At 59.8% G+C, this 13,758-nt stretch carries 12 protein-coding genes and 1 tRNA gene; 1 reads left to right on the forward strand and 12 read right to left on the reverse strand.

Going from position 1 to position 13,758, the window contains the following annotated elements; genetic code table 11:
• Positions 1-148 precede the first annotated feature (148 nt).
• Entirely contained in the window at positions 149-3,655 is a 3,507-nt protein-coding gene (locus AB5Y86_RS18990; protein WP_368193802.1) for a hypothetical protein, read from the forward strand.
• An 83-nt stretch (positions 3,656-3,738) separates the two neighbouring features.
• Here AB5Y86_RS18990 and hemB read toward each other — a convergent pair whose 3' ends face one another.
• The 12 genes from hemB to AB5Y86_RS19050 all read right to left on the reverse strand — a co-directional run bounded on the left by hemB (position 3,739) and on the right by AB5Y86_RS19050 (position 13,626).
• The gene (gene hemB, locus AB5Y86_RS18995) at positions 3,739-4,755 is read right to left on the reverse strand and encodes a porphobilinogen synthase (protein WP_005357271.1); all 1,017 of its coding nucleotides are present in this window, start codon (positions 4,753-4,755) and stop codon (positions 3,739-3,741) included.
• Positions 4,756-4,758: 3 nt separating this feature from the next.
• Positions 4,759-5,544, reverse strand: coding sequence for a TatD family hydrolase (locus AB5Y86_RS19000; protein WP_368193804.1), 786 nt, complete (start codon positions 5,542-5,544; stop codon positions 4,759-4,761).
• A gap of 188 nt (positions 5,545-5,732) precedes the next feature.
• Entirely contained in the window at positions 5,733-6,488 is a 756-nt protein-coding gene (tatC, locus tag AB5Y86_RS19005; protein ID WP_005342401.1) for a twin-arginine translocase subunit TatC, read from the reverse strand.
• The gene (gene tatB / locus AB5Y86_RS19010; protein ID WP_115522059.1) at positions 6,485-6,949 is read right to left on the reverse strand and encodes a Sec-independent protein translocase protein TatB; all 465 of its coding nucleotides are present in this window, start codon (positions 6,947-6,949) and stop codon (positions 6,485-6,487) included. The genes tatC and tatB overlap by 4 nt, the downstream gene beginning before the upstream one ends.
• A gap of 3 nt (positions 6,950-6,952) precedes the next feature.
• On the reverse strand, positions 6,953-7,204 hold the full coding sequence (tatA, locus tag AB5Y86_RS19015) for a Sec-independent protein translocase subunit TatA (protein WP_005339385.1): 252 nt from the start codon (positions 7,202-7,204) through the stop codon (positions 6,953-6,955).
• Positions 7,205-7,246: 42 nt separating this feature from the next.
• A complete protein-coding gene (ubiB, locus tag AB5Y86_RS19020) occupies positions 7,247-8,887 on the reverse strand; it encodes a ubiquinone biosynthesis regulatory protein kinase UbiB (protein WP_368193805.1) in 1,641 nt (546 codons plus the stop codon).
• A complete protein-coding gene (locus AB5Y86_RS19025; RefSeq protein ID WP_005339380.1) occupies positions 8,887-9,495 on the reverse strand; it encodes an SCP2 domain-containing protein in 609 nt (202 codons plus the stop codon). The genes ubiB and AB5Y86_RS19025 overlap by 1 nt, the downstream gene beginning before the upstream one ends.
• Positions 9,496-9,503: 8 nt before the next feature.
• On the reverse strand, positions 9,504-10,256 hold the full coding sequence (ubiE, locus tag AB5Y86_RS19030; protein ID WP_005342396.1) for a bifunctional demethylmenaquinone methyltransferase/2-methoxy-6-polyprenyl-1,4-benzoquinol methylase UbiE: 753 nt from the start codon (positions 10,254-10,256) through the stop codon (positions 9,504-9,506).
• A gap of 65 nt (positions 10,257-10,321) precedes the next feature.
• Entirely contained in the window at positions 10,322-10,699 is a 378-nt protein-coding gene (crcB, locus tag AB5Y86_RS19035) for a fluoride efflux transporter CrcB (RefSeq protein ID WP_005339378.1), read from the reverse strand.
• Between the two features lie 95 nt (positions 10,700-10,794).
• Positions 10,795-12,060: a cytosine deaminase gene (locus tag AB5Y86_RS19040; RefSeq protein WP_368193806.1), complete on the reverse strand. Its 1,266-nt coding sequence runs from the start codon at positions 12,058-12,060 to the stop codon at positions 10,795-10,797.
• Positions 12,054-13,298: a cytosine permease gene (gene codB / locus AB5Y86_RS19045; protein WP_005355867.1), complete on the reverse strand. Its 1,245-nt coding sequence runs from the start codon at positions 13,296-13,298 to the stop codon at positions 12,054-12,056. Before codB ends, AB5Y86_RS19040 begins: the two co-directional genes overlap by 7 nt.
• 252 nt (positions 13,299-13,550) lie before the next feature.
• A tRNA-Thr gene (locus AB5Y86_RS19050) sits at positions 13,551-13,626 on the reverse strand.
• Positions 13,627-13,758 lie beyond the last annotated feature (132 nt).

Raw genomic sequence — 13,758 nt, forward strand, 5'->3', positions numbered from 1 at the left:
GGGGCCGACAGGCCCCCGCCCATATCCTGCCCGTCGGCAACGCTGCCGATGGGCAGGATGCACTGGCCCGGACGGGTTAGCCCCTCTCTTTTACATGCTTGCCAAGCACCAAAATACATCCAACAACAACCAAGATAAGGAAATCACCATGCCAAGAACCACCAAGCTTGCCACCCTGCTCGGTCTGCTGCTGTCGGCCCATGTCGTGGCCGATGAGCGCGAACAAGCCTATTTCAAACAAACCTATCAGGAGCACTACGAGCAGATGACGGCGCGCCTCGCCGCGCTGCACCAGAGTGCGGCTGACGAGCAGAACGTGATCATCAAGGATGGCAAGCGCCACCTTGCCATCAACGGCCTGCTCTACCCGCTGACAGCGGATAACCACATCCTGTTCGATCTGCCCAAACCCCACTTTTTCGACGAAACAGCCATTCGTAACGTCTTTGATTTCTTCGATGAGGAGTGGGAGCTGACCTGGTACGACGGTGGGGTCGTAGCGGTCAACAAACGCTTTGGCAACTATGACTACGGCAACGGCTGTCTGCTGGAGTACTTCCCCCACGGCCAGATCCAGAATGGCGAACGCACCCGGGTGGTGATGGAGACCAGCTCCTGCAGCGTCAACTCGTTTGCCACCTCGCTGCAATATCTGGACAAAGGCGAGGAGCTGACGGCCGACCAGCTGGGGCTGGACGCCAGCCTGATCACGGCGGTCGAGCGCTATCAGGATCGGCTCTATGTCAGCCAGAACGGCAATCCGGGCCATGTGGCCATTATCGATATCCCGAGCCGCCAGCAGATTGGCGAGATCCGCGGCACCGCAACCGGCAGTGCCACGGCCTACAACCAGGTCAGCGAACTGTTTGTCCGCAACAACCTGCTCTACGTGGTCTCGCGCTACTCGCACCGGGTCGATATCTTCGATCTGGCCGACGAGCATCGCCATGTCACCACCCTGGGAACCGGTCGGGATTCCGGCAGCAACAGCCTGCACCGCGCCCAGGCAGTCTTTGCCAATCAGGATTACGTGCTGGTGGCCGATGCGCTGAGCGAGATCAAGGTCTACCGCCAGCAGGATGTGACGCCGGAGAACAGTCTCAAGACCCCCATCGCCGGTCGGCTCGCCTTTGAAGGAAAATACAGCCACCGTCTGGTGCAACTCCATCAGGTGGGTGATTATCTCCTGGCCCATACAGCCGGCAAAAACTACTACATCTATGACTTGCGCAAACTGGCTGATGCCATCGCCAGCAACACCCCGCTGGCGCCTGAGCAGGTGATCGCAGACAGCAATCTGCAAAAAATCGACATGGATGGCGATCGGCTGGTGGTGAACTTCAAGGACCGCATCGAGTGGCATGATGCCGATACCCTGATCGCCAACGACTTTCAGTTCAAGAACCCGACCTTTACTGTCCGGGAGATCAACCAGCAGCCCGTGGCGGCGCTGAAAGATCTCCAGCTGGCGGGCTCGGCGCTTGTCACCGCCAACGAGCGTGGCCTGGGTTTCAACCAGCTGCTGAGCAAGGAGATCAGCTTCACGGCCGACGAGCAGTTGCCGGCTCGCCCGCTGATCTTCGATCAGCTGATGCCGGCCGCAGTCAGCTACATACTGCGCAATGACGAACCCTACGAGGTGCTGATCGATCGCGCCCAGCGTTCGGTCAACATCAATTCGCTGGTCAAGACCGAGCTGCTTGATAACGACACGGTGCGCATCACCAACTATGCCGCCAGAGAGCTGCATGACATCAATATCGAGTCACGCCTGAACGGTATCAACAAGTGGCTGATCCTGGGCCAGCTCGATCGCCTGCCCGCCTATGCCCAAATCACCCTGCCACTGACCGCCTTTGGCGAACAGGGCCGCTTCAACAGCGCCAGCCGCGATGGTGTGTTTGATCTCAACAACCTGCTCGACAACAGCATCAATCTGCCCGCCCAGTTCGAGCACAGGTTCAGTTCCAACTCGGATCCGTTTGCCCAGAAGCTGGCACGCCTCAAGCCAAGCTGGAACGTGCGTTTCGCCACCAACACCAGCGGCTCCTGGCGCCCCATCAATGCCCTCTACGCCCGCGAGTGGCTGATCATCGCCACCAACCTGGCCTACATGGTCTCGACCGAGGAGTTCAAACACGTCTGGTACAACTTCAAGGCGGTGAACGGCTACGAGATGTTCGGCAATGGCGGTAACAGCTATGTGCCAAACGGGATCTTTACGGCGGCCGATTATGACTACTACTACCACAGCCTGATGAAGCGTCCCTACCTCAACCTGGGGATCACCGCCATGGGGGGCGGGCTGGGGAGTGGTGGCATCACCGGGGTCGATACCTTTAACTTTGTCAGCCACTACTACGGCGGCTGGGGCATCATTGCCCACGAATTTGGCCACGGCTTCGATGGGAAGTCCTACAGCCATGAGAGCGCGTTTGCCCGTGGCAGCCACGGCTGGCATCCGCTGATGACGGGTATGGCCAACTACCATATCCGCAAGGGCGACCTGCCCTATCTGGACGATGATCTCAACGGTTTCCACAAGCCGGAAAACGACATCTATCGCTACAACTCGGTCAGCCAGGGGGCTCGCAAGCACCGCGCTGACAGCCACATGTACTATACCGACCACTACTTCATGCAATTCTCCACCATGCCGCAAGGCTGGGTAGCCAACGGCAGCGACTTCAGTGCCGGGCAGCTGGCGGCCCTGAACAATCAGGAGCGACTGCTGATGGGCTGGATCCCCAAGGAGTCGGAGAAAGGCAGTCTCTGCCGGTTCACCTTCCAGGATGGCGAACAGTACTACGGCTACGTCGAACAGCGGGCTGATGGTCTGCTCTGTGATGCCGGATCCCTGATCCGTTATCGTCAGCCCGATGGCCAGTTTGTGCCGCTGGTCTCGGCCATCAACCAGTTTGACTGGCTGTCACTCCACCACAAGGGCAAGCTGGATCAACCAGTGCTGCACCAGAATGGTCGCCAGCTCTGCTACAAGAATGTGGCGGGCTTTTACGGTATCGGTTTCGTCAATGACAACAAACAGTGCACCCAGTTGCCCAATGTCTATCAGACCAATGGCAAGCACTGGCTGACCAGCTCCGGCTGGACCGGTCTGACCTACCTGAGCGGAGACTTCATCCTGCCCACGACCGGTAGCAGCAGTGACTTCACCGTCACCGATCTGGCGGCCGAATATCTCATCGTCAACGGCGCGCTCGACTTCAGTCTGACGCTGACCACCGCCAACCCGGTGACCGTCACCGCGACCCTGTTGCAGGATGGCAATCCGGTCGCCACCGGCAGCGCCCTGATCAATGGTCAGGGTTCCCTGCAGCTGGCACAGTCTGGCCTTGCGGCAGGCAGTTACGAGCTGTTGTTGGCGGGCATGGCAGAGGGAAGCAAGCAGGGCTTCGAGCGCCGCTTCACCCTGGCATTGGTGGAACAGGCTCCGGGTGGTGACAGTGACGGTGGTCACGGCAGCTACCCGGCCTATGTTGCGGGCACCGCTTATCAGAGTGGCGAACGGGTCAGCAATAACGGTGGCGACTACGAGTGCAAACCCTGGCCCTACAGCGGCTGGTGTGGCGGCTCGACCAGCCACTATGCACCGGGTACCGGCAGCCACTGGAGTGATGCCTGGACCAAGCTGTAATCATCCGCTCGTGACCAAAAGAGAGCCATAACGACAGAGGGGGAGCCATCGGCTCCCCCTCTCGTTTTTCTCTTCAACCCGGCTTAACGGGCATCTTCCTTCAACCACTGCGCCACGCGCTTGGCGAAGTAGGTGAGGATGCCATCGGCCCCGGCCCGCTTGAAGCAGAGCAGAGACTCCATGATGGTCTCCTTCTCTTTCAGCCAGCCGTTCTGGATCGCCGCCATGTGCATGGCGTACTCGCCGCTCACCTGATAGGCGAAAGTCGGCACACCGAACTGATCCTTCACCTGACGAACCACGTCCAGATAGGGCATGCCTGGCTTGACCATCACGCTGTCAGCCCCTTCCTGAATATCCAGCGCCACTTCGTGCAGGGCTTCGTTGCTGTTGGCCGGGTCCATCTGATAGGTAGCCTTGTTGCTCTTGCCAAGGTTGCCGGCAGAACCGACCGCATCGCGGAACGGGCCGTAGTAGCAGGAGGCGTACTTGGCGGAGTAGGCCATGATCTGGGTGTTGATGAAGCCGTTCTCTTCCAGCGCCGCGCGGATGGCGCCGATGCGACCATCCATCATATCGGACGGCGCGACTATATCGACCCCGGCCTCGGCATGGGAGAGCGCCTGCTTGATCAGGATCTCGGTGGTGATGTCGTTCAGCACATAGCCTTCGTCATCTATAATGCCGTCCTGACCGTGGGTGGTGAACGGATCGAGCGCCACGTCGGTGATGACCCCGAGCTCCGGGAAGCGGGCCTTGAGAGCGCGCACGGTGCGCTGGGCCAGCCCGTTCGGGTTGTAGGCCTCTTCCGCCATCAGGCTCTTGCTCTCCAGCGGGGTCACCGGGAACAGGGCGATAGCGGGCACGCCCAGCTCCACCAGCTCGGCAGCCTCTTCCAGCAGCAGATCGATGGAGAGACGCTCCACCCCCGGCATGGAGGGAACGGCTTCACGGCGATTCTCCCCCTCCAGCACGAACACCGGATAGATGAGATCGTTGACGGTCAGTACGTTCTCGCGCACCAGACGACGGCTGAAATCATGTTTGCGCAGACGGCGCAGGCGGCGGCCCGGAAAGGCGCCCGGAAGAGTTGTAGCCATGAATCACTCCTGGAGAGGAAGTTGGAAGAACGCGGCGGAGGTGGCCCGGGTGTGGGCCAGCAAGGCCTCGGGCGCTTCACCACGACAGGCCGCCACCACCTGGGCGATGTGCGGCAAAAAAGCGGGTTCGTTGCGTTTCGGTTTGGGTTTCAGATCCCGCGGCACCAGATAGGGGGCGTCGGTCTCGATCATCAGCCGACCGGCCGGAATGCGGGCCACCTGTTCCCGCAGCAGCTGACCGCGGCGCTCGTCACAGAGCCAGCCGGTCACCCCGATATGCAGCCCCAGCGCCAGACACTCGTCCAGCTCCTCATCGGAGCCGGTGAAGCAGTGCAGCACGGCTCCCGGTAGTTTCGGCAACCAGGGACGGAGGATCTCGATAAAACGGGCGTGGGCATCGCGGCAGTGGAGAAACACCGGCATCCCGAGCTCGGCGGCCAGTGCCAGCTGGGCGTCGAATACCGCATCCTGCACCGGACGGGGGGAGAAGTCGCGGTTGTAGTCGAGACCGCACTCGCCGATGGCCACCACCTGCGGCAATGCCGCCAGCTCGCGCAAGGCGGGCAGGGTCGCCTCATCGACACTCTTGGCGTCGTGGGGATGGACCCCGGCGGTGGAGAAGCAGTAGCCCGGCCAGCGGGCGGCCAACTCTGCGCTCTCGCGGCTGCCAGTCAGATCGGTACCGGTCAGGATCAGCGCTTCCACTCCGGCGGTGCGGGCACGGGCCACCAGCTCAGCCTGCTCGCCGGCGAACTGGCTGCTGGTCAGGTTTAAACCGATATCGATCATGGGATGAGACGTTCCGAACAAAAGGAATACATATCAGGTATTTGAAAACCATCTACCGAATGGGGTCTTACCATACGCCTCGAACGGGAGCATGAAAAGAGGAAGGGAGCCTCAGCTCCCCTCGTTATGCTATTCCTGCGGACTTCGTCATCCTCTCGCCGTCCGGCAAACAGGTGACGAACAGAGCCTCAGCTCTCCACATCCGGTTGTTCCTGTTGTTCCTCATCCTCTTTCTTCACGTAGAAGCGGGCGAAGAACAGACCAATCTCCCACAGCGCCCACATCGGGATGGCGAGCAGGGTCTGGGAGAAGACATCAGGCGGCGTCAGCAGCATGCCGACCACAAACACCCCGACGACAACGTAGGGACGTTTCTCCTTCAGGTTTTGCGGTGTGGTCACGCCGGTCCAGCAGAGCAGTATGGTGGCCACCGGAATTTCGAACGCCACCCCGAACGCGAAGAACAGGGTCAGTACGAAGTCCAGATAGCTGGCGATGTCGGTCGCCACCGTCACCCCTGCGGGTGCGGTGCTGGTGAAGAAACCGAACACCAGCGGGAACACCACGTAGTAGGCGAACGCCATCCCCGCATAGAACAACAGGGCACTGGAGACCACCAACGGCATGATCAGGCGCCGCTCATGCTGGTACAGACCGGGGGCGATAAAGGCCCAGGCCTGATAGAGCAGATAGGGGATCGCCACGAAGAAGGAGACCACCAGGGTCAGCTTGATCGGCGTCAGGAAGGGGGTCGCCACATCCGTCGCGATCATGCTGGTCCCTTCCGGCAACTGGCTGAGCAGCGGCTGGGCCACGAAGTCGTAGATGTTGTTGGAGAAGTAGATCAGCGCCAGAAACACCACGAGGATGGCGGTAATGGAGCGCAGCAAACGGGTTCTCAGCTCAACCAGATGGCTGATCAGGGGTTGTTCGGCCTGACTCATGACTTCACCTCCCCTTTTACTGCGGAATCGCTGACCGGCACCGGCTCACTCTCTCGCTGGCTATTGACCGGCGGCACGTCGTGGCTCAGCTGCACCGCAGGCTCCACCGGCGTGGCAGGCTCAGCCTGGGCGACCGGCTCGGGGCGCGGCGGACGGATCTCGTTCTCCACCTGATAGGGGCGATTGACCGACTGGGCCGCCGCCTTGAGCTGTTCGATGGACTCCTGCAGCTCGGGGCTCAGGTTGCTCATCTGCAACTGTTCCGCCTTCTTGAGGTCGTTATGCAGCTCTTGCAACTTGAGCTCCTGCTCCAGCTCGGACTTGACCGAGTTCGCGGTCGAACGAATGAGGCGGATCCAGTGGGTAGCCGTGCGGATGGCAACCGGCAGCCGCTCGGGCCCCAGTACCACCAGTGCTACCACACCGATAACGACCAGCTCCCAAAAACCGATATCGAACATGGCTTAGGCCTGGTCTTTGTCTTTCTGTTTGGCGGTCTCACTGCTCTGAGTGGCCGCTTCGTTCAGCTGTTTCGGGGGAAACTCGGCATCTTTCTGCTCGGCCTTGGCATCAGCCGGCTCGTCGGAGAGGGCTTTCTTGAACCCTTTGACCGCCGCGCCCAGATCACCGCCAATGCCGCGCAGTTTCTTGGTACCGAACAGCAGCACGACGATGACTGCAATGATCAACAATTGCCAAATACTGATACCACCCATGATTTTCTCTCCAGAACAGGCGCCTGACGGCGCGGTTGTTGATTAATGGGAACGGGTTCGCAACCAGCCGACCAGCCAGCAGAGGGCTGCACCGGCGAGACTGGCTTGTCCCCACTCAATGTGTTGTTTTTGGGTCAGCAAGAATACACCCGCCAATAGCAGGCTGGCTCCAACCCCTAAGAGGTAGCGGGCCTGCCCCTGCCGACGGCTGTGACGGCGGAACTCGGCAAACATCTGGTCGAAATGACGCTGCTGATGACGGGTCTGACGCAGGGTCTCATAGACCAGCTCCGGCAGCTCCGGCAGCTTCTCCGCCCAGAATGGCGCCTTCTCCTTGATGGCGTTCAATACCGACTTGGGCCCCACCTGTTCGTGCATCCAGTTTTCGAGGAACGGCTTGGCGGTCTGCCACAAATCGAGCTGCGGGTAGAGCTGACGCCCCAACCCTTCCACATAGAGCAGGGTCTTTTGCAGCAGCACCAGCTGCGGCTGCACCGTCATATGGAAGCGACGGGCGGTGTTGAACAGGTTGAGCAGCACGTGACCGAACGAAATTTCGGAGAGCGGCTTCTCGAAGATGGGCTCCAGCACGGTGCGGATGGCGAACTCGAACTCGTCCACCTTGGTGTCTGCCGGCACCCAGCCCGACTCCACGTGCAGCTCCGCCACGCGGCGATAGTCACGGTTGAAGAAGGCGAGGAAGTTCTCCGCCAGATAGCGTTTGTCTTCCCGATTGAGGGTACCGACGATGCCGCAGTCGATGCCGATCCAGAGCGGGTTCTCCGGGTGTTCGTAAGAGACGAAGATGTTGCCCGGGTGCATGTCGGCATGGAAGAAGCTGTCGCGGAACACCTGAGTGAAGAAGACCTCTACCCCGCGCTCGGCCAGCAGCTTCATATTGGTGCCGTTGGCTTCCAGCGCCGGTATATCGGAGACCGGAATACCGTAGATCCGCTCCATCACCAGCACCTGCTCGCGGCAGAGGTCGGTGATGATTTCAGGCACATAGAGCGCCTCGGAGCCGGTGAAGTTGCGGCGTAGCTGGATGGCGTTAGCCGCTTCGCGCATCAAATTCAGCTCGTCGAGGATGGTCTTGCGATACTCCTCCACCACCTCGATGGGTCGCAGCCGCGCGCTCTGGGGCACAAAACGGGCCACCAGACGGGCCAGCGCCTGCATCAGCCGCAGGTCAGCCTCTATGACAGGCTCGATGTCGGGACGGATCACCTTGATGACGATCTCGCGGCCACTCTCCTTCAGGCGGGCGGTATGCACCTGCGCGATGGAGGCCGACGCCAGCGGCGTCTCGTCGAAGTCGTCAAACAGGGTTTCGATGGGACAACCCAGGCTCAGCTCGATCTGCTGGCGCGCCGCCTGACCACAGAAGGGGGGCACCCTGTCCTGCAGCAGGGCCAGCTCCTCGGCGATATCCGGCGGCAGCAGGTCGCGGCGGGTCGAGAGCATCTGGCCAAACTTGATGAAGATGGGGCCGAGAGCCTCGAAGGCGAGGCGGATGCGGGCACCGCGGCTGAGATCCGGTTGTTTGTTCTTGAGCCAGAACAGGGAGCGACGGGCCAGACGACCCGGCCAGGGTTGATAGTGGGCTGGCACCAGTTCGTCGATGCCCTGCTCCAGCAGGATGGTGATGATGCGATAGAGGCGTTTGAACTCCTTCGGGGTCATCAGGTCACCTGCTGTTCGAAGCGGGCCAGCCGCAGTTCGACGGCCTTGAGCTGCTGGGCCAGCACCTCGACGTCATCGTTGAAACTCGCCACTTCCAGCGGGCCGGGGGCGAGGCGGGCCTCTTCGGTCAGATATTCCGCCAGCTGGCTGCGGGTGCGGCACAGCTCGCGACCGACCAGGCGACGCGCCTGACGGGCACCACTGAACAGGGTGTGGGCCAGCACGTCGCCGGTATAGCGCGACAGCTCCTCCTCCCAGTCGATATCCAGCTCACCCAGCAGCACGCTGAATGCCTGTACCAGCTGGGGATCACCGCTCAGATCCAGTTTCTCCTCACGGATATAACGGGTCAGGGCGGACGGGTCTTTCAGCAGACCGAGGGCGGTCAGCGACAGGCTGAGCACCGCATCGGCCTCCCCTTCATGCTGGGCCAGCACATCCAGCCGACGCTCGGAGAAGACGAACCAGAGCGGCTTGAGTTCACGCAGCTCCAGCTTGAGCACCTTGCCCACCAGTTTGCGCAGCCGCTCCGGGCTCTGTTTGTCCAGCGCCAGCAACTGGTTGAGGCTGGTTTCGATCACCGCGGTGACCATGGCATCCATCGGCATAGGCAACCTTAAAACTTGTAACCGCGGTGCAGGGCGACCACACCCTGAGTCAGATTGAAGTACTCCACCTGTTCGAACCCGACATTTTCCATCATGCCAGCCAGGGTCTGCTGATCCGGGTGCATGCGGATGGACTCTGCCAGATATTTGTAGCTTTCACTGTCGTTCGCGACGATTTCGCCCATTTTCGGCAGCAGTTTGAAGGAGTAGAGATCATAGAGCTTGGCGATCACTTCGCTGACCGGCTTGGAGAACTCCAGCACCAGCAGACGGCCACCCGGCTTGAGCACCCGGAACATGGAGGCGAGCGCCTTGTCCTTGTCGGTGACGTTGCGCAGGCCGAAGCCGATGGTGATGACGTCGAAGTGGTTATCCGGGAAGGGGAGCGCCTCGGCATTGGCCTGCACGTAGGAGACGTTGTTGGCGACCCCCAGATTGCGCAGCTTGTCGCGGCCCACTTTCAGCATGGAATCGTTGATATCCGCCAGCACCACCTGACCGGTCTCGCCGACGATGCGGGAAAACTTGGCGGTCAAGTCACCGGTACCACCGGCCAGATCCAGCACCTTCTGGCCCTTGCGCACACCGGAACAGTCGATGGTGAAGCGCTTCCACAGGCGGTGGATGCCGAACGACATCAGATCGTTCATCAGATCATACTTGGCTGCTACCGAATGGAAGACACCTGCTACCAGAGTTTCCTTCTCGGTCGCGGCCACGGTTTTAAAGCCAAAATGCGTTGTCGTTGCTTGTTCTGACATCCCTTAAACACCCATAGAGCAAAGAATGGCCGCCAGTTTACCAGAGCCACTGGCGTCCGGACACCTTAAACCCGGCTCGCAACCAACTGCATGCCCAGCACCACCATGGCCAGACAGAGGAAGAGATTGAGACCGATATTGAGCAGCGCTTTCAGATAGGCCCCATGTTGAGCCAGCACCACCGTATCGAGGGCAAAGGAAGAGAAAGTAGTCAGGGCTCCGAGGATCCCCACCATCAGCAGGGGCTTCATCGGATGTTCTACCACATGACCGTGACTGATGAGGGCGAACGCTACCCCCATGATGAAAGAGCCCACCACGTTGACCACCAGAGTCCCGTAAGGAAAGTGGCGCCCCAGCAGCAAGGCCATCAGTTCGGCAATCCCAAAACGAAGGCAGGCGCCGATGGCGCCCCCTGCAGCAACATAGAACCAGGTTTGCATGGTGTCACTCCCTCAGGGTCAGGCCGCCATTATGTCGCAATGGCGGCCCTTGTGCCCAGAGGCGGAACTAATCGACATCCAGCCTGATTGAAATCTCAGCGGCGAAAATCGATGGACTCGGGCTGACCCAGCACGATCTCGGTCTGGGCCGGGCGGGTCTGGGCAATCACCTTGCCGTGGCGGATCGAGTAACGCACCGGCACCTGACGGCGCACCGCATCGAAGCCGTTGTCGGCGGGCAGGATCAGCAGGTTGGCCGGTTTTCCCACCTCGATACCATAGCGATCCTGCACGTTCAGGGTGCGGGCACTGTGGCAGCTGATCAGCTTCAGACCGTCGTTGATCTGCTCGTAACCCATGATCTGGCAGACATGGAGCCCCATGTGCAGCACCTGCAACATGTTGGCGGTGCCCATGGGGTACCAGGGATCGAACACGTCATCGTGACCGAAGCAGACGTTGATGTTCGCCTCCAGCATCTCCTTCACCCGGGTAATACCGCGACGTTTGGGATAGGTATCGAACCGTCCCTGCAGGTGAATGTTCACCAGCGGATTGGCCACGAAGTTGATGTCTGCCATCTTCAGCAACCGGAACAGGCGGGAAGCATAGGCGCCGTTGTAGGAGTGCATGGCGGTGGTGTGACTGGCGGTGACTCTATGACCGATACCCCGCTCGTAGGCCAAGGTCGCCAGCGTCTCGATGAAACGGGACTGCTCGTCATCGATCTCGTCGCAGTGCACATCGACCAGAACCTGATACTTCTCGGCAAGATCGAAGATGTAGTGCAGACTTTCGACACCATATTCCCGGGTGAACTCGAAATGGGGAATAGCACCGATCACATCGGCCCCCAGCTTGAGCGCCTCCTCCAGCAGTGCCTTGCCATTCGGGTAGGAGAGGATCCCCTCCTGCGGGAAGGCGACAATTTGCAGCTCGACCCACTCCTTCATCTCCTCCCGCACCTCCAGCATCGCCTTGAGCGCCACCAGATTGGGATCGGAGACATCAACGTGAGTACGGACAAACTGGATGCCGTTAGCGATCTGCCACTTCAGCGTCTGGATGGCGCGCTGTTTCACATCCTCATGGGTCAGCAGCGCCTTGCGCTCGGCCCAGCGCTCGATCCCCTCGAACAGAGTGCCGGAGAGATTCCAGCTCGGCTCACCGGCCGTCTGGGTGGTATCGAGGTGAATGTGGGGTTCGATAAAGGGGGCGATCGCCAGACCGCCCTCCCCGTCCAGCACCCGACCGGCGACGGCATGTTCGTCATGGGGTTCGATGGCGGTGATGACCCCATCCTGACAGCGGATCTGCCAAAATCCTTCCCGATCGGCCAAACGAATATGTTGAATCAGCATTTGTTAGCTTCCTGTACCAGAACCGGCCGCTGGGTGAGGCGAACCAGAATGAAATAGGTGAAGGCGGCGCCCAATACCGCGTTGAGTGGCACTATGCCCGGCAGCCACTTGCCGACAGCCACCCCGACAGCCGTGGCGACCAGCGCCTGCCAGCGCACCGTCTCGAACTGCTGATCGGCAAATTGACGGTAACGCTCACGATTGAGCAGGAAATCCATGATGATAATGCCACCGATCGGCGGAATTGCCGTACTCAAAAAGGCCAGCCAGCCGACAAAGTTGTTGTAAAGCCAGAGGGCGCAAGCCGTACCGATGAGGCCGTTGATCACGCTGAGGGGCTTGCTCTTGAGACCGGTAATATTGGCAAAACCAAGGCCGGAGGCGTAGAGAGCGTTGTCGTTGGTAGTCCAGATATTGAGGCCCAGCACCAGAATGGCGGGGATCAACAGCCCCTGCATCAGCATCACTTCCGAGATATCGGCCTGACCGGTCACGGCCGCACCGGCAGCACCGAAGACGAACATTAGCGTGTTGCCCAAAAAAAACGCCACCATGGTAATCATGACGGCGCCCCAGGGTTTGCGACCAAAGCGAACAAAGTCGGCGGTCAGGGTTCCTGCACTGATAAAGGAACCAACCACCATGGTCAACGCCGTGGTGAACTCGATGGGATTGCTTGGTTGTACCTGCTGCAGTGCAGCCATGCCACCGGTCGAAGTCACCGCCAGCCAGACCGAGTAGCCACCGAGCAGGGCGATAGCCGGTACGGCCACAAAGCTCAGCACCATCAGGGCGGAGATCCCGAAGTAGACGGTCACCGTCATCAACATGCCCGAAATGGCGATCAGCCAGTTCACATCGATCCCAGTCGCCTTCTGTACCGGCAGGGCAAACATCGCCACGCCCACGCCAAACCAGCCGACCTGAGTACCGCCCAGCAGCAGGGATGGCAGCCAGGAACCTTTCACCCCAAAGGAGTAACGAGCCAGCAGATGGGTAGAGAGGCCGGTTGAGGCACCGATATAACCGAGACAAGCGGTGTAGATACCCAGCAACAAGTTGCCGATAAGTACCGCCTTGATGAAGTCATCGAATACCAGCCCGGTACCCAGCGCACCACCGGTCCACATGCTGGCAGAGAAGAAGGTCAGGCCGAGCATCACCAGCATCAGCGACAGCACACCTTTGCGCCCTTTGGCGGGTACCGCCCCCAAACAGTATTCGTTATCCTGCGCCATGCTCTCTCTCCACGTAATAGGCAAAACGCGCCGGATTTTACATGTAAAACGTTTTACGTCAATCAATCATGGTTAAATCTCTGGATAAAACCATCAATAGCAGTCAAATGAGTAACACATTAGGACTCAAATCAGCAGATAAACAGTGTCGGCTACAAGCAGAGGGGGTTGCGGGAATAGGGAATGTAAGGGGATATAACAAAAATGACAGATGCAAAAAAGCCTCCCTTTTCAGGGAGGCTTTCTATTTAATGGTGCTGATACCCAGAATCGAACTGGGGACCTCATCCTTACCAAGGATGCGCTCTACCGACTGAGCCATATCAGCACACTAACCGGTAAAGACCACGCTGGGCGTAATCTTGAAATTGGGTGCCTGGCAGTGTCCTACTCTCGCATGGCGAATGCCACACTACCATCGGCGCTACCGCGTTTCACTTCTGAGTTCGGCATGGGATCA

This window comes from Aeromonas sp. s8, assembly GCF_040907785.1.
Taxonomy (GTDB): domain Bacteria; phylum Pseudomonadota; class Gammaproteobacteria; order Enterobacterales; family Aeromonadaceae; genus Aeromonas; species Aeromonas veronii.

Coding starts and splice junctions, on each gene's coding strand:
- AB5Y86_RS18990 (WP_368193802.1), top strand. CDS start 149: ATGCCAAGAACCACCAAGCTTGCCACCCTGCTCGGTCTGCTGCTGTCG.
- AB5Y86_RS19000 (WP_368193804.1), bottom strand. CDS start 5,544: ATGATCGATATCGGTTTAAACCTGACCAGCAGCCAGTTCGCCGGCGAG.
- tatA (WP_005339385.1), bottom strand. CDS start 7,204: ATGGGTGGTATCAGTATTTGGCAATTGTTGATCATTGCAGTCATCGTC.
- crcB (WP_005339378.1), bottom strand. CDS start 10,699: ATGCAAACCTGGTTCTATGTTGCTGCAGGGGGCGCCATCGGCGCCTGC.
- ubiE (WP_005342396.1), bottom strand. CDS start 10,256: ATGTCAGAACAAGCAACGACAACGCATTTTGGCTTTAAAACCGTGGCC.
- codB (WP_005355867.1), bottom strand. CDS start 13,298: ATGGCGCAGGATAACGAATACTGTTTGGGGGCGGTACCCGCCAAAGGG.
- AB5Y86_RS19025 (WP_005339380.1), bottom strand. CDS start 9,495: ATGCCGATGGATGCCATGGTCACCGCGGTGATCGAAACCAGCCTCAAC.
- hemB (WP_005357271.1), bottom strand. CDS start 4,755: ATGGCTACAACTCTTCCGGGCGCCTTTCCGGGCCGCCGCCTGCGCCGT.
- tatC (WP_005342401.1), bottom strand. CDS start 6,488: ATGAGTCAGGCCGAACAACCCCTGATCAGCCATCTGGTTGAGCTGAGA.
- tatB (WP_115522059.1), bottom strand. CDS start 6,949: ATGTTCGATATCGGTTTTTGGGAGCTGGTCGTTATCGGTGTGGTAGCA.
- ubiB (WP_368193805.1), bottom strand. CDS start 8,887: ATGACCCCGAAGGAGTTCAAACGCCTCTATCGCATCATCACCATCCTG.
- AB5Y86_RS19040 (WP_368193806.1), bottom strand. CDS start 12,060: ATGCTGATTCAACATATTCGTTTGGCCGATCGGGAAGGATTTTGGCAG.